The organism is Austwickia sp. TVS 96-490-7B, assembly GCF_019331795.1.
Classification (GTDB): domain Bacteria; phylum Actinomycetota; class Actinomycetes; order Actinomycetales; family Dermatophilaceae; genus Austwickia.
Map to the genome: position 1 here is coordinate 1 of NZ_JAHPZL010000005.1, position 23,427 is coordinate 23,427.

21 protein-coding genes are annotated in these 23,427 nt (G+C 60.8%); 14 read left to right on the forward strand and 7 right to left on the reverse strand.

Translation table 11 applies throughout. The features are described from left to right. Window positions 1-262: 262 nt before the first annotated feature. Window positions 263-1,111 carry a PAC2 family protein gene (locus KEM60_RS07595; protein WP_219106939.1) on the reverse strand — a complete coding sequence of 283 codons (849 nt, stop codon included), beginning with the start codon at window positions 1,109-1,111 and terminating at the stop codon, window positions 263-265. A 198-nt stretch (window positions 1,112-1,309) separates the two neighbouring features. Between KEM60_RS07595 and metH the strand changes: the two genes are divergently transcribed. The 4 genes from metH to KEM60_RS07615 all read left to right on the forward strand — a co-directional run bounded on the left by metH (window position 1,310) and on the right by KEM60_RS07615 (window position 7,768). Next, complete coding sequence (gene metH, locus KEM60_RS07600; protein WP_219106940.1) at window positions 1,310-4,864, forward strand: methionine synthase; 3,555 nt, start codon at window positions 1,310-1,312, stop codon at window positions 4,862-4,864. Then, complete coding sequence (locus KEM60_RS07605; protein ID WP_219106941.1) at window positions 4,861-5,568, forward strand: HAD family phosphatase; 708 nt, start codon at window positions 4,861-4,863, stop codon at window positions 5,566-5,568. Before metH ends, KEM60_RS07605 begins: the two co-directional genes overlap by 4 nt. 332 nt (window positions 5,569-5,900) lie before the next feature. Then, window positions 5,901-6,641: a YiiX/YebB-like N1pC/P60 family cysteine hydrolase gene (locus KEM60_RS07610; RefSeq protein ID WP_219106942.1), complete on the forward strand. Its 741-nt coding sequence runs from the start codon at window positions 5,901-5,903 to the stop codon at window positions 6,639-6,641. A gap of 155 nt (window positions 6,642-6,796) precedes the next feature. Further along, the gene (locus KEM60_RS07615) at window positions 6,797-7,768 is read left to right on the forward strand and encodes a hypothetical protein (protein ID WP_219106943.1); all 972 of its coding nucleotides are present in this window, start codon (window positions 6,797-6,799) and stop codon (window positions 7,766-7,768) included. Window positions 7,769-7,821: 53 nt separating this feature from the next. Here the strand turns inward: KEM60_RS07615 and KEM60_RS07620 are convergent, their stop codons facing one another. Both KEM60_RS07620 and KEM60_RS07625 read right to left on the reverse strand, forming a co-directional pair. Further along, the gene (locus KEM60_RS07620; protein WP_219106944.1) at window positions 7,822-9,870 is read right to left on the reverse strand and encodes a 3'-5' exonuclease; all 2,049 of its coding nucleotides are present in this window, start codon (window positions 9,868-9,870) and stop codon (window positions 7,822-7,824) included. 167 nt (window positions 9,871-10,037) lie between these two features. Beyond that, complete coding sequence (locus tag KEM60_RS07625) at window positions 10,038-10,748, reverse strand: DUF4190 domain-containing protein (protein WP_219106945.1); 711 nt, start codon at window positions 10,746-10,748, stop codon at window positions 10,038-10,040. A gap of 149 nt (window positions 10,749-10,897) precedes the next feature. Between KEM60_RS07625 and KEM60_RS07630 the strand changes: the two genes are divergently transcribed. Then, window positions 10,898-11,044, forward strand: coding sequence for a hypothetical protein (locus KEM60_RS07630; RefSeq protein ID WP_219106946.1), 147 nt, complete (start codon window positions 10,898-10,900; stop codon window positions 11,042-11,044). A gap of 46 nt (window positions 11,045-11,090) precedes the next feature. Here KEM60_RS07630 and KEM60_RS07635 read toward each other — a convergent pair whose 3' ends face one another. Next, window positions 11,091-11,975 (reverse strand): PD-(D/E)XK nuclease family protein, encoded by an 885-nt coding sequence (locus KEM60_RS07635; RefSeq protein ID WP_219106980.1) that lies wholly within the window; start codon window positions 11,973-11,975, stop codon window positions 11,091-11,093. Between the two features lie 95 nt (window positions 11,976-12,070). Here KEM60_RS07635 and KEM60_RS07640 point away from each other — a divergent pair, with 95 nt between their 5' ends. Genes KEM60_RS07640 through KEM60_RS07655 form a run of 4 tightly spaced genes read left to right on the forward strand, consistent with a single transcriptional unit; the run spans window position 12,071 to window position 16,867 of the window. Next, a complete protein-coding gene (locus KEM60_RS07640; RefSeq protein ID WP_219106947.1) occupies window positions 12,071-13,270 on the forward strand; it encodes a site-2 protease family protein in 1,200 nt (399 codons plus the stop codon). An 11-nt stretch (window positions 13,271-13,281) separates the two neighbouring features. Continuing rightward, window positions 13,282-14,328 (forward strand): tRNA (adenine-N1)-methyltransferase, encoded by a 1,047-nt coding sequence (locus KEM60_RS07645; protein WP_219106948.1) that lies wholly within the window; start codon window positions 13,282-13,284, stop codon window positions 14,326-14,328. Then, window positions 14,325-16,085 (forward strand): proteasome ATPase, encoded by a 1,761-nt coding sequence (arc, locus tag KEM60_RS07650; RefSeq protein WP_219106949.1) that lies wholly within the window; start codon window positions 14,325-14,327, stop codon window positions 16,083-16,085. The genes KEM60_RS07645 and arc overlap by 4 nt, the downstream gene beginning before the upstream one ends. After that, the gene (locus tag KEM60_RS07655; protein WP_255574374.1) at window positions 16,082-16,867 is read left to right on the forward strand and encodes a peptidyl-tRNA hydrolase; all 786 of its coding nucleotides are present in this window, start codon (window positions 16,082-16,084) and stop codon (window positions 16,865-16,867) included. Before arc ends, KEM60_RS07655 begins: the two co-directional genes overlap by 4 nt. Here KEM60_RS07655 and KEM60_RS07660 read toward each other — a convergent pair. Together KEM60_RS07660 and KEM60_RS07665 are read right to left on the reverse strand one after the other, a co-directional pair. Beyond that, the gene (locus KEM60_RS07660; RefSeq protein WP_219106950.1) at window positions 16,857-17,267 is read right to left on the reverse strand and encodes a DUF3054 domain-containing protein; all 411 of its coding nucleotides are present in this window, start codon (window positions 17,265-17,267) and stop codon (window positions 16,857-16,859) included. The two genes, KEM60_RS07655 and KEM60_RS07660, sit on opposite strands and share 11 nt — an antisense overlap. Continuing rightward, window positions 17,264-18,265 (reverse strand): ribose-phosphate pyrophosphokinase, encoded by a 1,002-nt coding sequence (locus KEM60_RS07665; protein WP_219106951.1) that lies wholly within the window; start codon window positions 18,263-18,265, stop codon window positions 17,264-17,266. Before KEM60_RS07665 ends, KEM60_RS07660 begins: the two co-directional genes overlap by 4 nt. Window positions 18,266-18,455: 190 nt before the next feature. On the opposite strand from KEM60_RS07665, the gene KEM60_RS07670 reads away from it, so the two are divergent. Beyond that, window positions 18,456-19,010 (forward strand): TetR/AcrR family transcriptional regulator, encoded by a 555-nt coding sequence (locus tag KEM60_RS07670; protein ID WP_219106952.1) that lies wholly within the window; start codon window positions 18,456-18,458, stop codon window positions 19,008-19,010. Between the two features lie 48 nt (window positions 19,011-19,058). On the opposite strand, the gene KEM60_RS07675 is transcribed toward KEM60_RS07670, so the two are convergent. Next, window positions 19,059-19,787: a class I SAM-dependent methyltransferase gene (locus KEM60_RS07675; RefSeq protein ID WP_219106953.1), complete on the reverse strand. Its 729-nt coding sequence runs from the start codon at window positions 19,785-19,787 to the stop codon at window positions 19,059-19,061. 43 nt (window positions 19,788-19,830) lie between these two features. On the opposite strand from KEM60_RS07675, the gene dop reads away from it, so the two are divergent. The 4 genes from dop to prcA all read left to right on the forward strand — a co-directional run bounded on the left by dop (window position 19,831) and on the right by prcA (window position 23,397). Then, a complete protein-coding gene (gene dop / locus KEM60_RS07680) occupies window positions 19,831-21,399 on the forward strand; it encodes a depupylase/deamidase Dop (protein WP_304502109.1) in 1,569 nt (522 codons plus the stop codon). Between the two features lie 152 nt (window positions 21,400-21,551). Next, on the forward strand, window positions 21,552-21,758 hold the full coding sequence (locus tag KEM60_RS07685) for a ubiquitin-like protein Pup (protein ID WP_219106954.1): 207 nt from the start codon (window positions 21,552-21,554) through the stop codon (window positions 21,756-21,758). 131 nt (window positions 21,759-21,889) lie between these two features. Then, window positions 21,890-22,678: a proteasome subunit beta gene (gene prcB, locus KEM60_RS07690; RefSeq protein WP_219106983.1), complete on the forward strand. Its 789-nt coding sequence runs from the start codon at window positions 21,890-21,892 to the stop codon at window positions 22,676-22,678. After that, window positions 22,675-23,397, forward strand: a complete 723-nt coding sequence (gene prcA, locus KEM60_RS07695) for a proteasome subunit alpha (protein WP_219106955.1) — start codon at window positions 22,675-22,677, stop codon at window positions 23,395-23,397. The genes prcB and prcA overlap by 4 nt, the downstream gene beginning before the upstream one ends. Window positions 23,398-23,427 lie beyond the last annotated feature (30 nt).

Genomic DNA, 23,427 nt, shown 5'->3' on the forward strand with positions numbered 1-23,427 from the left:
CGGTCCTGGCGTTGCGGATCACTGACGTTCCTGCACAGATCGTTCTGATCTTCAAAGCGGCCTTCGGTATGGAACCGGCGATCAAGCCGGACGCCGCATCTTTATTGCGATTGGTTCAAGGGTGTTGTTCACAAATGTTTCTGGACAATCCCAGGTTACCTGCTGAGTAGAAACAGCTTGAATTATGTGATGCTGAAGGAGGTATTGTTGTCCTGTTTTTGTGGTCGGTTTATTTTTGTCCGTTTTATGATGACGGGGAGTATCAGGGTCGGTCGTCGCCGTGTCCTCGCAGATACCGTTCGAACTCGCGAGCGATGGCGTCGCCCGACGCGTCAGGCGACTCTGCAGCGTCGGTCGTCTCCTCTAGCGCCCGGACATACTCTCCGATCTCCCGATCACTGTCTGCGAGTTCGTCTACGCCGCGTTCCCAAGTACGAGCGCGATCAGCGAGGTCGCCTCGGGGTATGGGGCATCCGATGAGTCGCTCCACAATGCCGATCATGGCGAGGGTGGCTTTGGGACTGAAGACGCCTGCGGCGTAATGCGGCACCGAGACCCACGCCGAGACGGCTGGTAGGTCGCGGCGGGTCGCGGACTCGGCGAGGACTCCGACGATGCCGGTTGGTCCTTCGTAGGTGCTGCGTTCGGCGTCGTATCGCTCTCGTATGGCGGCATTCTCGCTGGTCAACATGACCGGCAACGGCCTGGTGTGCGGTACTTCGGCGAGGAGTGCACCCATACAGACGAGTAATTCTGCGTCTGCTTCATCCGTGAGATCGAGAATTTCGGTGCAGAAGGAGCGCCAGCGCATGGATGGTTCGATGCCGTCGATCAAGAGGAGGTCACGAGGTAAGTCGGGATTTTGGACTAGCAGGATCGATGTGGTCGGCCAGGTGATGTCGCGTGATGATCCGCGCACTGCTACCCGGGGCCGGTTGACCTGCAGGTCGTAGTAATCCTCTGGGTCTGTAGAGGCGATGGGGCGGGCGCCCCAGGTCTCGGCTAGGTGTGAAAGTAGTCCAGACGCTGCTTGTCCGGCGTCGTTCCAGCCCTCGAAGGCGGCCACGACCACTGGTGCGCGCAGCGGGGGCAGGTCTTCAAGAGTGATCATCGCTCCAGCCTAAGGGCACTGACGGTGACGTGGGACGGTTCGGTGGCTCGCGCCCCGGACACGCCGCTGCTGTGCCTCGATCCGTCGTTAGCATAGAAAGATTCCTGTGAAACCGCAGGTGGACATGGTCGTGATGGCCGTCTTCGGGCGGCGAGACTGCCGTGGACCCGCCGTTCGACCCTGTGAGGTGTGTCGACCGTGAGCAGCCGCTCCTCTTCTTTCCGTGCGTTGTTGGGCCATCAGGTCATCGTCCTTGACGGTGGGATGGGCACCATGCTGCAGGCACAGGACCCTTCACTTGTCGATTTCCAGGACTATGAGGGTTGCAACGAGATCCTCAACGTGACCCGGCCTGACATGGTCCGGTCCGTGCATGATGCCTACTTTGCTGTGGGGTGTGACGCGGTCGAGACCAACACGTTTGGAGCGAACCTGGCAAACCTGGGGGAGTACGGCATCCCCGATCGCATCTTTGACCTTGCCCACGCTGGGGCGATAGTCGCCCGAGAAGCTGCCGACGCCTGGTCCACCGAGTCGCATCCGCGGTTTGTGGTCGGATCGATCGGGCCGGGCACCAAGCTGCCCAGTCTGGGGCATGCCCGTTACGCCGATCTGCGTGACGCGTATCAGCGGTGCGCTGACGGACTCATCACCGGTGGCGCTGACGCGCTGCTCGTCGAGACCTGCCAGGACTTGTTGCAGGCCAAAGCCGCGATTGTCGGTGCGCGACGGGCCCGCGAACATTACGGCGTCGACGTACCCATCATGGTGCAGGTCACTGTCGAGACCACTGGCACCATGCTGATGGGCAGCGAAATCGGTGCCGCCTTGACAGCTCTGGTCCCGCTGGGAATTGACGCGATCGGCCTGAACTGTGCCACTGGCCCTGCTGAGATGAGTGAGCATCTGCGTCACCTTGCCGCGAACTCACCGGTCCCGATCAGTGTGTTGCCGAACGCTGGCCTTCCGGAGCTCACCAAGGACGGCGCCTATTACCCGTTGACCCCAGCCGAATTGGCTTCTGCTCACGACCGGTTCGTCCAGGAGTACGGCGTCGCTGTCGTGGGGGGCTGCTGTGGCACCACCCCGGACCATCTGCGAGCCGTGGTCGACCAGGTCCGCGGTCGCCCCGTCCCTCCTCGAGCGGCCGTGGATGAACCGAGCGTCGCCAGCCTTTACACTGCCGTCCCGTTACGTCAGGACACGACGTACTTGTCGATCGGGGAACGTACTAACGCCAACGGTTCCAAGGCATTTCGTGAGGCACTGCTCGACGGCAGGCTCGATGACTGCCTCGACATCGCCCGCGACCAGACTCGTGACGGCGCCCACCTTCTTGACGTGTGCGTCGACTACGTCGGCCGGGACGGCACCGCCGACATGAGCGAACTGGCTTATCGACTGGCCACCACATCGACTCTGCCGCTGGTCCTGGACTCCACCGAACCCGCTGTGATCCGCGCTGGCCTCGAACGTCTGGGGGGCCGCGCCGTCATCAACTCAGTGAACTTCGAGGATGGCGACGGCCCGGACAGCCGGTTCACCCGGATGATGCAACTCGTCGAGGAACATGGCGCTGCCGTGGTTGCCCTCACCATCGACGAAACCGGCCAAGCCCGCACCGCGGACCACAAGGTTGCCGTCGCCACCCGACTCGTTGACACTCTCACTGGCAAGTGGGGCCTAAGCGTCGGTGACATTATCGTCGACTGTCTCACCTTCCCCATCGCCACCGGCCAGGAAGAAACCCGCCGCGACGCCATCGAGACAATGGACGCCATTAAGCAGATCACCAGTCAATATCCTGGGATCGGCACCACCCTGGGCGTATCCAATGTCAGTTTTGGCCTCAAACCTCCTGCTCGCGTCGTCCTCAACTCGGTCTTCCTCGACGAATGCGTCCAGGCCGGGCTGACCTCTGCGATCGTGAATTCGGCAAAAATCCTTCCGGTCGCCCGGATTCCTGAGGAACAACGCCGCGTCGCGCTCGACCTGATCCACGACCGACGTGAGTACGACGCCGACGGCGTCCTCACCTACGACCCGCTCGCCCGGATGCTTGAGCTTTTCGAAGGCGTCGACTCCACCACCATCAAACAGACCAGAGCCGCAGCCCTAGCTGCCTTACCACTCGATGAACGCCTCGCACGCCGTATCGTCGATGGCGAACGCCAAGGACTCGAAGCTGATCTCGACCAGGCCCTCGCTGAAGGGCAAGATCCGCTGGACATCATCAATGACCATCTTCTCGCCGGCATGAAAACTGTCGGCGAACTCTTCGGCAGCGGCCAAATGCAGCTCCCCTTCGTCCTCCAATCCGCCGAAACGATGAAGACCGCGGTCGCCCACCTCGAACCCGCTATCCACGCCGCCATCCCCGACGGCCAGACCCGACGTGCTAAAGCCAAAATCCTCCTGGCCACCGTCAAAGGAGACGTTCACGACATCGGCAAAAACCTCGTCGAGATCATCCTCTCCAACAACGGTTACGACGTCGTCAACCTCGGCATTAAACAACCCATCAATGACATCATCGCCGCCGCAGAACACCACGACGTCGATGCCATTGGCATGTCCGGACTTCTCGTGAAGTCGACCGTCATCATGAAAGACAACCTCGAAGAACTCAACACCCGCGGCCTCGCCACCCGCTGGCCAGTCCTCCTTGGCGGCGCCGCCCTCACCCGCGCGTACGTCGAAGGAGACCTCGCCGACATATACGCCGGAGAAGTGCGCTACGCCCGTGACGCCTTCGAAGGCTTGCGACTCATGGACGCCATCGCTGCCGCCCGCACCGGCCAAGCCTCTTCCCTCGCCGACGCCCTCCCAGCACGCCGCCCCCGCCGTACGACGGCCACCATCGCGCACACCACCAACACTGACTCCACCGACACCACCCGATCCGCCATCGCCCGAGACATCGACGTACCCACCCCACCTTTCTGGGGCACCCGCGTCAGCAAAGGCATCGCCCTCGCCGACTACGCCACCTACCTCGACGAACGCGCCACCTTCCTCGGTCAGTGGGGACTCAAACCTGGGCGAGGAGGAGGTGACGGCCACGCTTCTGCCAGTTACGACGAACTCGTCGCCACTGAAGGTCAACCCCGACTGCGCATGTGGTTTGACCGAATCGCCGCCGAAAAAATCATGGAACCCGCAGTGGTCCACGGATACTTTCCTTGTTACAGCGACGGCAACGATCTCGTCGTCCTCGACCCCACAGACACCGGACAATCCGCGACCCCCATCGCCCGATTCACCTTCCCGCGCCAACGACGAGACCGCCGCTGGTGCCTCGCGGATTTCTTCCGAGACCGGGAACAGATCGACATCCACGGCCCCGACGTCCTCGCTCTGCAACTCGTCACCATGGGGCCTCGTGTCTCCACGGTCACCACCGACCTCTACTCGCGTAACGCCTACCGGGACTACCTCGAACTCCACGGCCTATCAGTCCAACTCACCGAAGCGCTCGCTGAGATGTGGCATGCCAGGATCCGCACCGAACTCCGTCTCGAAACCCCAGGGCAGGTCACTCCCAGCGACGCCATCGCCGTGCGATTCCGCGGCTGCCGTTACAGCTTCGGCTACCCGGCCTGCCCGAACCTCGACGACCGTGCCACTCTGGTGCAGTTACTCGATCCCACGCGGATCGGCGTCACCCTGTCCGAAGAACTCCAACTGCACCCCGAACAGTCCACGGACGCACTCATCGTCCACCACCCGGAAGCGACGTACTTCAAGGTATGAACCACATCGAACCATTCACCGCTACCGCACCCCTCCCCACAGCGGTGCTCTGGGACCTCGACGGCACCCTGATGGACACCGAACCGCTGTGGTTCGCCCAGGAATGTCAACTCGTCGAAGAATACGGCGGCACCTGGACCCATGACGACGCACTCGCGTTGGTCGGCAACCAGCTGTTGGTGTCAGCGAGATACATCCGGGGGCACTCACCGGTGACCCTCGAAGAGGAACACATTGTCCAACGGATGCAGAAAGGTGTCGTCGATGCCTTACGGGAACATGTGCCATGGCGGCCAGGCGCGGTGGAACTCCTCACTGAATTATCTGCTGCCGGAGTGCCTCAAGCCTTAGTCACCATGTCGTGGAAACCAGTTCTAGAGATCGTGCTCACGGCACTTCCAGGCGATATATTCAGCGCGATGGTCACAGGCGATAGCGTGATCCATGGCAAGCCTCATCCGGAGCCTTACTTGACCGGTTTGTCTTTGCTGGGAATTGACCACGCCGACGCTGGGTCGTGTGTGGCTGTGGAAGACTCCGAATCCGGATCAGCCTCCGCAGTCGCTGCAGGCATCCCCACCCTGGTGACTCCCTGCGTCAAAGACGTCCCTGCAGGCCCTGGCCTGGTCCTGCTCTCAGATTTATCCGAGGTACGGGCAGCTGACCTGCACCGACTCGCCCTGCAAGCAGGTACGACCAGCTGACATAGCACCAGCTGACATTCCAGCAGCGGCATCATCACCAAAAAACAGCATAATGTTCACATCATTCCCCATGATGCGAGCCAACGCTGAGTCACTCCTCCATCATTCCTGAATTTTTGGGGTGAAATTACTAAAGCGGGGGTGCGCAACTGGGCATTTCGCCATTTCGGGACTAAAGGCATATCTGTCGGGTCGGACTATTCACCCGAACGGCGCAGAATCAGGTGTTACGGTGCAGCCCTCGAGGCAACGGCGTCTTTAGCGGCCCACCATGGGTGCGATATGGCTACGCCCTGCCCCGGGGTCGTCATGTCATCTACTAAGGACACCCAATGCGATTCAAGCAGACATCGTTCCTTGCAGTCACGATTGCTGTGTCATGTGTTTTTCCGGTCACTGCGCACGCTGTTCCAGCTACCACAATCCCTGAAGAACCTACGCCCCCAGCATGGGCGATGGAAATGACACCAGAAAAAGCCGAAACTTTCGAGCCGACTGCGGCACAAACCGCAGAAATGCAAGAGTATGACCGAAAGCTCGTGGCGCATGTCATGGCTACTATCGAGGAAGATTTCAAAAAAAGAGACCAAGGTCCTCAGCCTAGCGCCAACGAAAAACCCACAGTAGGGCAATTTTTTGTCAGCCTTCAGATCAACTCTGGGTCCTCGGCTATTGGAGTAGGGCATGCGGCGATCATCTCAACTAACCCAAGTCAGACAATGGAAGCATACCCGAAAAAATATAGTCCCATCGGAAAAGAAGGCGTGCAGAAGCTATCAACGGCAGAATGGAAAAAACGAAAAAAATCGATGCGGGCAAGGCCAAATGACGGCGCTACACCTTCGAACTACTTTAAAGCAGGGAAATACGCAGAAAGCAAAGAAGGGAAACCGTATAACTGGAAATTCCATAGCAAGTGGCGGAATGATGCTTTTTATTGCAGCCAGTTGGTTTGGCGATCTTGGAAAGAGCAAAAAGTAGAACTACTTGGTGCCGTGCAATCAAAGATGGGGGCTGTGTCTCCTGCCATGTTGCTTAATGGCAATAAAGCCAAGATTCTTCAGCGTTACTAAGCAGGGAACCTGACATGAGAAGAGGTGTGCGTTCCCTCATTCGGGGCTCTTTGGTGGTGCCCATAATCATATGTTTTCTGCCGGGCTGCTCTCGTCAAGAACACACAATCGGCGCAGAAGTTTCCCTTCCACGGCAGGGAGCGTACACCCTACTTATGGCTGATGGTTTTGAAGAGGATGGGACAGTTTTTGATATTTCAGAAAAGGGAGATGTGCTGTCTTACCGTTCTGTTCAGTTACAGGGACTTGGTATCAAGTCATTATCTGCTGGTAGATTTGATCTGACGGGAGATCGTGCTGAGGGACAGTGGACGGTCACTCGTGACGGCAGGTTAAGCGGAGTTCGCACTGAAGGAAATGCCAGCGCACTTCTTCGGAGTGGCGATGGCCTGATTTATCGGGCTCAGAATAGGGGCTTCGGTAAAAATGGATATATTTCACGGCTCCAACGAGTAAATGATCAAGCAAAGCCGATAGCTGAGGTTGATCTTAAGTCTCACATCACGGGGATGACCGAGTTTGGTGATCGCATCATTGCGTCAGGTGATAGCGATCATTATCAGGGTCAGCTTTTTGTGATAGATCGGCCAACGATGCGCATCGTATCACAATGGACTTATCCCCAGATGATGACAATGCAGAGGTGCTATCCGGACCCTAATCCCAACTTCGCATTATGTATTGAGCATCATGTCGAGGATAATGAAAAAGAGACCGGGAATAGGCACTTATCGAGAATTGATCTCACCACGGGTCAGCGGGATGAGTTGGGAGTCTCTGAGCATAAAATCGTTGAAGTTTTTCATGATGGCGGGAAGCGCAGGGTCGTCACTATTGAGGGCATCGGCGACATTCGTGACAGGAAATGGGAACCAGAGTTAAAAATAGGTAACCCTGACTTCCGGGTAGAATACATCATCCGAAATGGCGAAATTGCTGATATACATATAGGGCCCCCAATCAATGTGATGATTGGTGACAAGGCTGACCGAGGCGCGATCGTGCGGGTTAATCTGAGGACGATGAAAGAGATCCGCAGGACGCCTTTGCATCTTCCTGAGCGGCCTTGGTCGGGTGTTGTTGTGCTACCTCGCGAGTTTTTTGAAGGACATCATGTTATTGGATAACTCCTTGGCCAGCTTTGAAGATGTGTCGAGGGTCTCTGAGGAGGTAGCTCTCCTCAGAGCTTACGGTCGGGGAGTTCTGATGTGCGCCATGTGTGGCGCACATCAGCATCCCGATCTTGGCGCTGACGTTCCATCTGGCGAAGCTCTGCACGTAAAAGCTCTTCGTGATCAAGACGCTCTTGTTCATGTCTAGTAATGATGTCATTGAGCAGCACAGCTGCAGTGTTGACATCAATGATGCTGATGCCGTATTTGCGGGCGCTGAGATGTGATCTACTTTGACCATTGCAGTTATCTGCAGCCACCCATTGCACAGTTTTGGTGATCACCTTCACCGTGGGCGCGCCATAAGTTTCTGCAGTAGTGCGGAGTTTGATGATGGCATCGCTGCTGCCAAGAAATCCAAATCGCATGCCCTTCAGGGGGAGTCCTGTGAGATCAACGTTAGGATTTGGCTCTCCGAAGCGACGATTTAAATCTTCGACGATATCTGTCAATCCTAAATGCGAAGCCGTTCTGCGCATTTCATTAATCCGTGATGTGTGTATATCTTTTTCCTGGTAGTCAGGGAAAGTTGATTTCCAGGCGGTGAGGTGAACTGTCCGCAACTGAGTTCCAGTTAACCCGGTGCGTGACACAGCAGATGCCAAAAGTATCGTTTCGGTGCGCGTGAGCCGTTCGTCTTTTAAGCAATCAGAGAGGAGTTCGCTGTATGAGACAACGGCTTGAGGGTCGCCGACACGCGGAGTGGGACTGTGAGGGAGAGCTTTGATGATGCCAGCGAGTGAAGTTTCTCCAGGTTGGAAAGCGCGCGGAGTGATACGGCATCGCTGTTCGACACTTATCCCGGAAGAGGGTAGCGGTGTCGGGATGCTGATCCACAACGTGTCAGGGCAGCTAGTGATCAACCACATCAACACGTCTTTCGTGGCTCGGGCATCTCCGAGTGCATGATGGGAATCTCCTCGCCAGGTCCCAGTCGCGCTGCGATGCATTGCCGACAATGTGAAAGCGCTGCCCTCGAGGTGACGTCGTGCTTCAAGGAAGGTGCATAGCCCCACGAGCTGAGGCAACGGTATGTTGGCGCGTTGACATTCGCTAGCGATGAAGTCACCAACATGGTCAAAGTTGTGTGCGACAACGATGCTGCCCTGGAGGAAGCTGACGACTTCTCGCCAGACGTCGTCTGGAAGGGGCGCCTCCACCAGGTCCACATCTTGGATCTGGTGCATTTCTCTGGCTTCGGTTGTCGAGCCGGGACATCTGATCAAGGTCGAAAATTCATCTAAGACTGTCCCGTCACCAGAGAATTTAACAGCACCGACCTCGCAGACCCGGTGCTGGGATGGATCAGGACCAGTGGTTTCCACGTCAATGCAAGTGAAAACCTGACAGTCAGCCCGTTGGCCCGTTGCCTTACGAGTAAGAATCGCTTTTATAGAATTTTTGATATAGGGCAGCGAGGGCTCCTGTGCTGGCTCAGGATGAGGAAGGATGTCTTGGACCTGTGAAAATGTCGCCACTCCTGAAGCTGGAATCACCTCAGGAGTCAGCGACAGCAATGGAAGGTTCTCGGAATCATGCAGTGTTGAGTCGTGGGCAGGGGCGTGGGAGGCCAGTGAGGATCTCACCGTGTTGATATGAGGTGATCTCAGCAGAAGACGAGTTCCTTGCCACCATCCCAGGCCCCCTAGGGCCAGGCATGAAATTCCTGGAATATATGTGGAGTGAATGGTGAGAAATATTCCGACCAGAACTGCTACTGTCGCTACAGCCTCCATGCCGATCGCCGTGATCTGCTGGCGCCGTTGATGCTTATTAAACGAGGATATTTCAGGTGTGAAAATGCTATTGCCACTTTGGGAAGTGGTGGTGCTGCTGCGCTGGAGGCGCATCGCTTTTGCGGTTGCCTTTTGTTGGAGCTTACGCTGCTTGGCCAGCGTGACTTCATGTTGCCGATGTTGGTGGGACAGGATTTTGGCTGCTGTCTGTGCAGCTCGAGGTGATGATGGTCGATGTGGGCCGTAGGGGCATCCTTGCATAGCCTTGCGTGATCGATGCTTGATGTCACAACCGAGATGAGTAAATGTGGTGTCGCCCATACGGCCCTCAATTCAACTTTTTATATCACTGAATGGTGCGCTATTCCTGCCATTGCCAGGCGTGTAAAAGAATCTGCAAAATAATGGTGCTCCCAGCGAGGCTTATCCCGCTTCGCCTTTTAAGCATCACGTCGATTGAGCACTATGGTGGGTCGGCAATGTTCCTGTTAGTGGAGGCTCCAGGAAATCCCTGCTACTTCGATAGATTGTGCTTTTTGCTCCCGGGGGATCGAGAACATAACCCATCCGCTGACGCTCTCGCCGGGCGGGATATCGGTCTTAAGTGGCATCGCCTGCCCATCACGGTATGGATTATATGAAGGTGTATAACGCTTTCCGGAGTCACTGGTAAGATAAGCAATAAGCCAGGGTGCTCTTGTGTAATTTTTTTCGCCAATATTTTCTATATTCATTTTTATGGCTACATATTTCATCTCGGGCTGGATTGGCTGAATCTCAGATTCGGCATTTACGTCATCTGCTACTTCAAGGATGGTGAGCTGACCCTCAGAGTCCAGTAATTTATGCTTTTGCGATTCCCTGATTTTTGCAGAACTGGTAGGGGTTCCCCATGGTTGGTGAGTGGCTTGCGGTGGCGGTGGTATTGATTTCTGGGCCTGCCATATGAAGTTTCCGGTAATCGCCGTGATAGTGACGGCGAGTACCATGCTCAAAATGTTGAGGATGATCCCGGCCAAAGCGGATCCGCGGTTGGTGGCAACTCTCTGAGTGACTCGAGAAAGTCCTATAATTCCCAGGATCAAGCCAACCAGCGCAAATGGCAACACCAAGATTCCCAGTAGGGGAATGAGTGAGCCAATCAGGGACAAGATGCCCAAGACGAGGGCGGCCGTGCCCAGTCCGTTCTTCGGTGACACCCCCCACAGCGGGTATGACGGCCCTTGCGGTGGCTGCTGGTAATAGTAAGGAGATGACATTGCTTGTGCTTCTTTGCTTTTCGTGGGAACAAGGGGAGCTGGGTGGGCTCTGACTGGTGTATCCGTGTCATGGGACCCGAGGTGTCATCATGCCTGATACCGGGGAAGTGCGTGTCTTCGATCTTCACTTATTGCTGCCGCTGTTGAGTGAATACCCAGCTTTCGCAGGGCGCTACGTCGTACCAGGACGCTGCGGTGAGGGTTTCGTGTCGGACATCTGCCGGTCAGCGAACTGATGCCCGGAGTCCCGGGGTGCCGTCCCTGTCGCCGAGACGCGGCACGTCACGATCTCGCTGGTTGGGCTCCTCCGCCGATCAGCATCGCTGCTGCCTCTGGCAGCGGTGGGGGAGTGCCACCCCATGACGGGCACAGCGACCGATGGTCGCACCAGTGACACAGTTTGCTCGGTGATGATCGGAAATCTCCGGTGATCGCGGCTCGCTCGATGGCAGACCACAACGCTTTGATCTTGCGTTCCACCGCTAGCAGATCGGCTTCCTCTGGCTCATATCGCACGATTTCCCCGCTGCCCAGATAGACCAACTGCAGCAACGTGGGGATGCGTCCGCGCAACCGCCATAACACCAGGGCATAGAATTTCATCTGGAACAAGGCTTTGCCCTGGAACACTTCACTTGGCGCCCGACCGGTCTTGTAGTCCACCACGCGCATCCGCCCATCCGGGGCGACGTCGAGACGGTCAACATAGCCGCGCAAGGTCAACCCGTCTAGGTCAGATTCGACGTACAGTTCTCGCTCCGCAGGCTCCAAACGGGTGGGATCTTCCAAGGTGAACCACCGCTGCACCAGCCGCTCAGCTGCATCGAACCATGCTCGTAACGCCTCTGCCTCATCGGCTGTCTCTGACGACCCGCCATCGTTCGCTAGGACTGATCCCGCCGGTGTCTGCGCCGTGACCAACGCTGCCAGCTCCGGGCGCTCTGTTACCAACCGATCCCACTCGGCTGGCACCAACGACACTGCTTCCTCCAGAGTCCGACAAGGCGCCGGAAGGTCGAACAACCGCTCCAACACAGCATGAACCAACGTGCCACGAGCAGCTGCTGCTGACGCCGGCTCAGGGAGCTTGTCAACGACCCGGAACCGGTACAACAACGGGCACTGCATGAAGTCACTGGCACGACTGGGAGAAAGAGCAGGAGCCATGTCGTCAACTCTAGGACGACCCACCGACAACTCTTCCACCAGCACAGACACCCTGACATCCCTGACCGGACTCACGCTGCCGTAGCCTCAAGAGCATGCCCACCGGCCCCACAGCCCCACCCCAGCCGACGCCCGGTGACCCTGAAACGCCAGCACCAGGGATCAGGATCGGAACCCTCGCAGGTATTCCCCTCTACCTCACTACCAGCTGGTTCCTCATCGCTGCGCTCATTGTCCTGGCCTTCGGCCCTGACATCGCCCGCAGTGCCCCACAGGTCTCCACTGCAGTGGCCTACCTCGTCGCCCTGGGATACGCGATCCTCCTGGCGTTGAGCGTGCTCTGCCACGAAATCGCCCATGCTCTCGTGGCCAGAGCCAGCGGATACGCCGTCGATGCCGTCGTCATCAACCTCTGGGGCGGACACACCGCCTTCACCACCGGCGCACTCACACCAGGACGTAGCGCTCTGATCAGTGTCAGCGGCCCAGCCGCGAACGCCGCCCTCGCCGTACTCGGCTGGCTCCTGCAACCCGCCGCCCCCACCGGACTCACCGCGCTCCTTCTCTACGCCTGGACCGCATCCAATGCGTTCGTCGCAGTGTTCAACCTCCTCCCCGGCCTGCCCCTCGACGGCGGACACCTCCTCGAAGCGGCCGTATGGAAAATCACCGGACGCCGAAGCACCGCACTGACTATCGCGGGCTGGGGCGGACGGATCCTCACCATCGCCGCCGTTCTCTGGTTCATCGGACTGCCTCTCACCCAAGGCCAACGCGCCAACCTCTGGAACGTCGCCTGGCTCGCTTTCATTGGCGCCTTCCTCTGGGTCGGCGCAGGAGGCGCACTGAGCACCGCCCGCTCACTACGAATCCTCGAAGCGCTCCGCCTTCACCAACTCCGTCGCCCCATCGCTCCCATCCCACAACACAGCGCGATCAGCGACATCCCCGACCTCATCCGCGCCCACAGCATCGCACCAGCCAGCACAGCTATCCCCGTCGTCACTGACACTGATCACCACCCGATCGGACTGCTCGACCCCGTCGGATACGCACAGATCCCCACCGATCACGCCGCCCACCTCCCCGCCAGCACACTCCTCCTCACCCCACCCGCCTCCTGGACCGCCCCCGATAATCACCACCCCGACGCCGGAATCCTCCCCTACGTCGACGCCCTCATGGCCACCCCCTACGGCGTCATCGTCCTCACCGATCCGGAAGGCCACCCCACCGGCGCGCTGACCTCCACCGACGTCGCCAGAGCGGCAGGCGCCGAAGACACAGACACCTAGACTGGTGCCCCATGAGCGACCTTGCCCCAACCACCCCGCCAACCGACACCCCCACCGGTGCCACCCGGCGTCGTGGACCCTTCGCCGCCGGCGACCGCGTGCAACTCACCGACCCCAAAGGCCGAATGCACACGATCACCCTGCAACCAGGCGGCCAATTCTTCACCCACCGAGGCAGCCTCGCCCACGACGACATCATCGGCCACCCCGACGGATCAACCGCCACCAACACCACCGGCGTCGAATACCTCGTCCTGCGCCCCCTGCTCTCCGACTACGTCATGTCCATGCCGCGTGGCGCCGCCGTCGTCTACCCCAAAGACGCCGGCCAAATCATCACCATGGCCGACATTTTCCCCGGCGCCCGCGTCATCGAAGCTGGCGTCGGCTCCGGCGCACTCACCATGTCCCTGCTGCGCGCCGTCGGTGACGGCGGACACCTGCACAGCATCGAACGCCGCGCCGAATTCGCCGACATCGCCCGCAACAACATCGAAGCCTTCTTCGGCCAACCCCACCCCGCCTGGACCCTGACCGTCGGTGACCTCGTCGAAACCCTGCCCCACGTCGCCACACCAGGCACCATCGACCGCGTCGTCCTCGACATGCTCGCCCCCTGGGAATGCCTCGACGTCGTCGCCGACGCACTAGCCCCCGGCGGCGTCCTCATCTGCTACGTCGCCACCGCCACCCAACTATCCCGCGTCGCCGAAACCGCCCGAGCCCACGGCGGATACACCGAACCCGCCGCCTGGGAATCCATGGTCCGCGGCTGGCACCTCGAAGGCCTCGCCGTCCGCCCCGAACACCGCATGCACGGACACACCGGATTCCTCATCACCACCCGCCGCCTCGCCCCCGGAGTCACCCCACCCCTACGCAAACGACGCCCCGCCAAAGGTGCCTACGGCGAAGACAACACCCCCGACTGGACCCCCGAAGCCATCGGCGAACGCCCCATCTCCGACAAAAAACTCCGCAAACTCGCCCGCACCGCCCGCGACATCGCCGACAACAACACCACCCCACCACAGCCTCAGGAGGATGACCAGGCATGACCGAACCCGCCGGGATCGACCGGGGCCCCTTCCCCACCGAACACTCGGCACCGACGGGGCCACAAGCCACCATCGCCCGCCTCCAACAGACCGTGACCCGCCTCACCGCCACCAACACCCAACTCACCCACACCCTCACCACCACTCGCAACCACCTCGTCGAACTCAAAAACCAGGTCGCCGCACTCGCCACACCCCCCTCGACCTACGGCCACCTACTCCACCGATACGACGACGGCACCGTCGACATCATCCACAACAGCCGCAAAATGCGTGTCACCGTCAGCCCCGACGTCAACACCCACGACCTCCACCCCGGCACCGAAGTCCGCGTCAACGACGCACTAGCCGTCATCGGCGCCACCACAACCACCACCACCGGCACCGTCGTCACCATCCACGAAACCCTCCCCGACAACCGCATCGTCATCACCATCAACGACGCCGAACAACGCGTCGTCCACCGTGCCCACACCCTCGCCCACACTCCACTACGCCAGGGCGACACCGTGCTCTACGACACCCGCAGCGGATTCATCCACGAACTCATCCCCCGCGCCGACGTCGAAGACCTCCTCCTCGAAGAAGTCCCCGACATCACCTACACCGACATCGGCGGCCTCCACGACCAGATCGAACAGATCCGCGACGCCATCGAACTGCCCTACCTGCACCCAGAACTCTTCCGCGAACACCAACTCCGTCCCCCCAAAGGCGTCCTCCTCTACGGACCCCCCGGATGCGGCAAAACCCTCATCGCCAAAGCCGTCGCCGCCTCCCTGGCCAGACACAGCGCCGCCGCCCGCGGCGACACCACCCCCACCAGCTACTTCCTCAACGTCAAAGGACCAGAACTCCTCAACAAATACGTCGGAGAAAGTGAACGCCAGATCCGACTCGCCTTCACCCGAGCCCGCGAACACGCCACCAGCGGAGCCCCCGTCATCGTCTTCTTCGACGAAATGGACAGCCTCTTCCGCACCCGAGGCTCCGGACGCTCCAGCGACGTCGAAACCACCATCGTCCCTCAGCTCCTCGCCGAGATCGACGGCGTCGAAACCCTCGACAACGTCATCATCATCGGAGCCTCCAACCGCGAAGACATGATCGACCCCGCCATCCTGCGCCCCGGCCGACTCGACGCCAAGATCCACATCGCTCGTCCCGACGCCACCGCAGCCCGCGACATCTTCACCAAATACCTCACCGCCGACCTCCCCCTCAACGACACCGAACTCGCCGCCCACCACGGCGACCGCGACGCTACCACCGCCGCACTCATCGACCACACCGTCACCACGATGTACGCCGACCACCCCCGCAACCACTTCCTCCACGTCACCTACGCCTCCGGACGCACCGAAACCCTCCACCACGCAGATTTCGCCTCAGGCGCGATGATCCACAACATCGTCGACCGCGCCAAACGCGCCGCCATCAAACACATCATCGCCGGCGGCCCCCGCGGACTGTCCTCCCGACTCCTCACCGAAGCAGTCACCGCAGAATTCACCGAAAACGGATCACTACCCAACACCGCCGACCCCGACGAATGGATGCGCCTGTCCGGCCGCAAAGGCGAACGAGTCACACACCTCACCCCACTCCACGGACACCAACCCGGCCAACCCACACCACCACCCGCACTCGCGGATGTCGCGGATGTCGCGGAGAGATCATCGTCAACGACGGTCCCCACTGCCGCGAGAACGGCACGACCGGTGGTGTCGGTGCCAACGACAGGAGACTATCTGTGAGCCCCGAGTTGACGCCTGCTGGCGCCGACACTCCCTCCGACGTACTCGCAGGTGAGGAGCACGAATCCGCTGCTGCGATGCTCCCGGACGTGAACACACCTGGACCGTGGGCCATGCAGTTGGCCGTGCGATACGACAAACAAGCCCTGCCCTGCCAGGTCGCCGTGTGTGAAGCCGCAGCGCAAGCAGTGGTGACCCTCCTAGCTGATGCACGTTCCCGGCAGGACGGCGCCTGGGCGCCGGCGGTACGACGGTGGCGAGACGGACGAATCCGCAAACTGGTCCGCCGAGCTCGTGGGCAACGATGGGACCGGGTCCAAGAAGTCCCCGGGGTGACCGTCGAGCATCGAGGGGCGTCAGTGCGGGCTTGTGTGCCGATGCCAGCCCGACCACTGCCACCGCTATTGGACGCATTACAGGTTTCCGGGACGAGTTTTCCCGCCACCACTGACACCGATTCAATCGCACACCGTGATCACTCACCGGCAGTGGTGGTCATCGCCCTCACTCCGCTGGCGGAACTCACCACCGGTAAAGCTGCCGCCCAATGTGGCCATGCAGCTCAACTGGTCTGGGAACATCTTGTCCGCGCCGGTGCCTCCGCGACGTTACGGGCCTGGCACGACGACCAGTGGCGAGTCGAGGTCCGCGACGACCTCACCGCGACCCAATGGCGTGACCTAGCCACCGCCCCAATCCAGGTCGTTGACGCCGGCTACACCGAGGTAGACGGGCCCACCGAAACCACTCGAGCCTGGTGGACACCAGCAGTCACCGACTGAACCGGTGCACCAGGTAAGCGCCCAACGCCCGCCAACCCACCACGGTGACGCCAATAAAGCCCGCTGCAAAAAGGACAAACATCAGCTTGACGTCAAGACCCGCAGCGAGTCGCACCGCCATACCGGCACCCACGGTGACCAGCCACACCACGATCCCGCCAGGAACCCCACCGGGACGGGGACCACCGTGCCAGAGCAGATACGCCCATCCCAAACAGGTCGCCGCGACAAAAGGACTGGTTGTGAGCAGCATCCCGCCCGGATTCAACGACTCACCATGGGCAAGCCGAGCGGTCACCGCGAACACGGTGACCGCGAACACGTCCACGATCAGCGCCCCCCAGGGCACCACCGGCTCTCGCTCCGACAGGTCACGACCCGACTCGTCGGACACACTCACAGCGCGGACTCCTCAGCTTCGTACAACGGCAGTTGACGAGCAGGTGAGGCGTACGCCGGATCGACGCCGTCGAACAGGCTGCTGACCGATTCCCCGACGTGGATCCGGGCGATGGCCTCAGCGAACAACCGAGACACCGACCGCACCTGCAACTCCGGAAAACCTTCCGGCCTGGGCACCGTATCAGTGGTCACGACCTCACTGATCAGCGGATGGGCCCGTAGCCGAGACACCGCCGCCCCAGCAAACAACCCGTGAGTACACGCCACCGAAGCGTGCGGACAGCCAGCCTCGACCAACCGATCCATCAGCTCAATGATCGAACCACCCGTAGCGATTTCGTCATCCAACACGATCGCCCGCCGACCAGTCACATCCCCCACGATCGCGTCAATGACCACTGTCTCGTCATCAACACGACGCTTACTCCCCGCCGCCACCGGCAGACCCAACAGCCTGGCCAGCAACGTCGCCTGCTTCGCATTACCCAGATCCGGTGAGACCACGACATGCCCCGCAAGGTCACGGTCACGAAAATGATCAGCCAACACCCCAATAGCAGTCAGATGATCCACCGGACACGAAAAGAACCCATGGACCTGAGGGGCATGCAACGCCATGGTCAACACCCGGTTCACCCCCGCCGTCACAAGCATGTCCGCCACCAGACGCCCGCCCAACGAGATCCGAGAAGCATCCTTCTTATCCGAACGGGCATATGCGTAATGGGGGATCACCGCCGTGATCTGAGCAGCTGACGCCCCCCGCGCCGCATCGATCATCAGCAGCAACTCCACCAGATGCTCCTGCGTAGGCGGCACCAACGGCTGCACGATGTACACATCCCGTTGCCGACAGTTCTCCAACAACTGCGCTTGCAAACAGTCATTGCTGAACCTGGTGATGTCCACCCCTGACAACGGGACACCCAGATGTTCACAGATATGCTGCGCCAGCGGCTCATGCGCCGAACCTGAGAAGACGATCACGTCACGCACGGAAAGGTCCTTCAGCGAGGCGGGAAAGACATACGGCCAGCATATCGACCAGCGCCGCCACCCCACCGCCATGACGCGCAACACATCACCAGGATCTGACGCCCCGTCCACCTCAACCTCAGACGAACCATCACCCCTGTTCCAGCAGTTCGGCCCGACACGCGGTACGGTCGAACCGAGAGGAGGCACCATGCCCACCACCACCCACGAGCGGATCCGAGACAGCGCCGGTCGGCTTTTCCATGAACTCGGCTACACCGGAGTGACCATCCGAGGAGTTGCCGACGACGCCGGAGTCTCACCTGCCCTGGTGATGAAGCTATTCGGCTCCAAAGCCGCCCTGTACGCCACCTGCGCACCCCAGGTCGGTCAACCCTCGACCGAAAACGTCCCCTTTGAGGAACTCGGGGTCTATCTCGTCAACCGGATCGTCGCGCGCATCCGCACCGGCGAGCAAGACCCCTGGGCCCAAGGAGTGTTCCTCACCTGGCAATCCCCGGACCCCGACGTCGAACGACGACTCTTCGCCGATCAGGTCCTCAGCCACGTACGAGCACACCTCCCCGACACCGACGAAGCCCGCCTTCGCGCAGACATCGTCGGCTGTCACCTGGTGGGACTATCCCTCGGACTACGCACCCTCAACCTGCGCGGCGACGTCGACACCGCCGCCCAGGAACAATTCATCGACCGCTACTCCGCCCTCATCCAAGCAGTCCTCGACGGACGAGACCCAGGCAACTAACCAGCACAACAACACCCCTCCCGGGCAGCTCGGCCCCACCCCACAGGATCACCCCTGACGGTGCCACCCGAGCTGCCCGGACCAATTCCGCCACCGAGACCACAACCCCGGCTCCACCACCGACTCCTCACTACGCCGATGCACCGACACGACGTACGTCGACGACGCAGCGAACTCCTCGCCAGACCACCCACCACACCGCTGCTCCTCCACCAACCCAGCCGCAGCACACGCCGCCCGATACTCCTCCCACGACGTCACCGGCAGCCCCTCAGGCAAATCCGAAGGATCAATCCCAAAACCCGCCACCACCCACCCACCACGCTTCGTCACCGCACTCACCTGAGACATCACCGCAGACAACGTCCCCTCCGCCAGATACGGCACCACATTCCCCGCCAACACCACCACATCAAAACCCCCACCAACCAACGCCTGCGGCATATCCAGACACGCCAGATCCGAGAGCCAAAACGGCACCGAAGGCACCGCCTCCGCCGCCACCCGCAACATCGACAGATCCGCATCCACCCCCACCACCGGATGACCCCAACCAGCTAAAACAGCCGCCACCCGCCCCGTCCCACACCCGGCATCCAACACCCGACCCACCGGCGCCAACTCATGCACCCACCGCGCCTCAGCATCCGGATCACGCCCCGCACGCCGAGCCTGCTCAGCAGCCACCGCAATACGCTCCGCATAAGCAGGACCAGCCTCACCACCCATCGCCGCAGACCACCGGGTCAAGATAGGTTCAGGCGTCGCACCAATCATGGCCGCCACTCTAAACGCCCCCCACATGCGTAGGCTGCCCGACATGAGCGTGCAGCGAATCATGGGCACCGAGACCGAATACGGCATCAGCGTCCCCGGACAACCCCACGCCAACCCCATCACCACATCCGGCCAAGTCATCCAGGCCTACGCCCTCGCACACGGCCACCACCACCTCACCCACCACTGGGACTACACCGACGAAACACCCCTCGCCGACGCCCGCGGATGGCACCACGACCGCACCACCGCCCACCCCAGCCAACTCACCCACGAATGGGCCGACGACCCCACCGTCACCAACATCGTCCTCACCAACGGCGCTCGCTTGTACGTCGATCACGCTCACCCTGAATACAGCGCACCCGAAGTGACGACCCCCCGTGATGCGCTGATCTGGGATCGTGCCGGTGAGCTCATCATGGCGGAAGCATGCCGGTATCTTGACGAATCGTCTGCCGACCATATCGATGACGGCTCCCGCCGCACGCCACCTGTCACTTTGTACAAGAACAACACCGACGGCAAAGGTGCCTCATACGGCTATCACGAAAACTATCTCGTCAGCCGGGCTACTCCTTTTGACCGGATCGTCACCGATCTCACGCCTTTCCTCGTCGCTCGCCCCCTGATCTGTGGTGCGGGCCGGGTCGGTATCGGGCAGCGATCGGAAACCCCGGGCTATCAAATCTCTGCACGGGCCGATTTCTTCGAAACCAGGGTCGGACTTGAAACCACGTTTCGGCGGCCTCTGATCAACACTCGCGATGAACCGCACGCCACCCCGGGGCGCTACCGCCGACTGCATCTCATCAACGGTGATGCCACCTTTGCCGATGTTGCTGGTCTCCTCAAGACCGGCACCACCAGCCTCGTTCTGGGACTGATTGAGGCTGGCGGGCTTCCGGCGTACGGACTCGACCCCGATGACATCACCCCTGCCGATCCGGTGGCCGCTCATCACGCTCTGTCTCACGACCCCACGCTGCAGACGAGTTTCACCACCATGACCGGCCGCACGCTCACCGGTCTTCACCTGCAGTGGACCTATCTGCACCTAGTTCACAGTCACCTAGCTCGCACTGGCGGCACGGACATTGACGCTGATACGGCTGAGGTTCTGCTCCATTGGGAGGATCTCCTCACGCGCCTCGAACGCGACCCCCTGAGCGCTGCAGCCCAACTCGATTGGGTCGCCAAGTGGGCGCTCCTCCAGGGGTACCGTGACCGTGACGGTGTGAGTTGGTCTGATCCTCAACTGGCCGCTATCGACCTTCAATGGTCCGATATCCGCCCTGGCAAAGGCATCGCTCGTCGCCTCGAAAGCCGCGGTCATCTTGAACGCCTCACCACCGCGGACGACGTACAAGCAGCGGTGACGTCACCGCCCACTGACACTCGGGCCTGGTTCCGTGGGGAGTGCCTCCGTCGTTACGGTCCGCACATTATGGCCGCGTCGTGGGACAGCATCGTGGTGGATCTGCCCGGTCGGGAGGCCTTGCATCGCATCCCGATGCTTGAACCTCGCCGGGGGACCCGCGCGCAGACCGAAGCCCTGCTCGATCGCTGCCCCGATGTTGCCACTCTGCTTGACGAGCTGACCCGCAGCTGATCGACCTGCCGACCTGGAGTGCACCGTCTTTGGAATGACGCAGCAAGCAATCAGGATTCGGTGATTGTGACAGCTGGTACCACGATTAGGCTGGTGAGCAGCCCCGGTGCGCCGGTGGTGCGTGGCGCGGTGTCGACGAGGAGGACGATGTGATGGCTGGGCAGGAGCAGATACGCCCGTCGCAGGGCCAGCTGACGGCGGAGGGGCCAGGTGGTCCGGAGGGTACGTCGGCGCAGATCGCGGCTCGTAAAGCGTCATTAGATGCGGACATCGATGCGGTGTTGGCTGATATTGATGAGGTGCTAGAGGCGAACGCGGAGGAGTTTGTCCGTGGGTTCGTGCAGAAGGGCGGTCAGTGACAGTGTGGGAACTGGGCGCAGCGTCCGGTGGAGCTGCTGATCGGGCTGGTGGGTCAGGTAGGCGTGCTGGCTCCGGGTGGGGGAGCGCGGGATTCGACCCCAGGGTCTTGTCGGCGTCGACATCGTCGTTCATGGAGTTGGTCGGGCAGTGCGCGCCGGAGTTGTTGCCATCCTGGGGTGGCGGGTCGATCCCGGCTGGTCCAGGGGGTCTTTCGGTGTCGGTGCCGCACGGTACGACGATCGTGGCGGTGCGGCACGCCGATGGGGTGGTGATGGCCGGTGACCGTCGGGCGACGGCAGGAAATTTGATTGCCAACCGGACCATCGACAAGGTCTTCGTCGCGGATGCGACGTCGCTGGTGGGGATCGCCGGGGTGGCGGGGATGGCTACGGAGCTGGTCGCCCTGTTCCAGGTGGAGTTGGAGCATTACGAGAAGATCGAAGGTGCGCCGCTGTCGTTGGAGGGGCGGGCGAATCGGTTACGCACGATGATTCGGGGCAATTTGAGCTTGGCGTTGCAGGGGTTGCCGGTGGTGCCCTTGTTTGCCGGTTTCGATGGGCATCAGGGGCGGATCTTCTCCTACGACGTGGCGGGTGGGTGTTATGAGGAGCATGATCACGCCGGGGTGGGATCTGGGTCGTTGTTTGCGCGGGGGGCGTTGAAAAAATTGTGGCGCCCAGATCTGGGGGCGCGGGAGGCGTTACGGATCGCGGTGGAAGCGTTGTATGACGCGGCCGATGACGACACGGGTACGGGTGGACCGGACCTCGCGCGCCGGATTTGGCCGACGTGCGGGGTGGCGGATGCCTCCGGGGCTCGGATGGTCGGTGATGAGGAGATCGCCGAATTGGTGACGGAGTTGGTCGATGACCGACGTGGCGATCCTGGCGGTTCTCGTCGTGGAGGTGAGTGGCGGTGAATATGGGTTTTTATGTGTCGCCGGAGCAGTTAACGAAGGACCGGGCCGAGTTTGCTCGGAAGGGTATTGCGCGAGGGCGGTCTGTGGTGGTGGCCAGCTGTGCGGAGGGAGTGCTTTTCATCGCCGAGAATCCGAGTCCGAGTTTGCATAAAGTCGCGGAAATCCACGACCGGATCGGTTTCGCGGGGGTGGGCAAGTATCACGAATTCGAGACTTTGCGGGTCGCGGGAATCCGGTACGCCGATATGCGAGGTTATGCCTATGACCGGGCTGATGTGACGGCGCGGGCATTGGCGGGAGCATATGCTCAGACGCTGGGGGCGACGTTCACTCAGGATTCGAAGCCATTCGAGGTGGAGATCCTGGTGGCTCAGGTGGGTTCGTCGCCGTCATCCGATGAGATCTACCGGGTGTCCTATGACGGGTCGGTCTCTGACGAGCCGGGTTGTGCGGTGGCTGGGGGAGCGGCGGAGCATGTTGCGGCCCGGCTGCGCAGTGACCTGGTGTCAGGTGCTCCGTTAACAGAGGTCGTGGCGGCGGCTGCAGCGGCATTACGCCGGGAGGATGTCCCACCGGCGCGCTTGGAGGCCGCCTTATTGGATCGGTCTCGGCCTCGACGGACCTTTCGACGGTTGGGGGAGGCGGACCTGCCTGATCTGCGACCTCGAAGTACGAATCCCCAAACTCAGCACCCGGATCACACCCGCCGGGATGGGTGAGGTTCGGCTGAGTCGGCAGGAGGAGGCGGG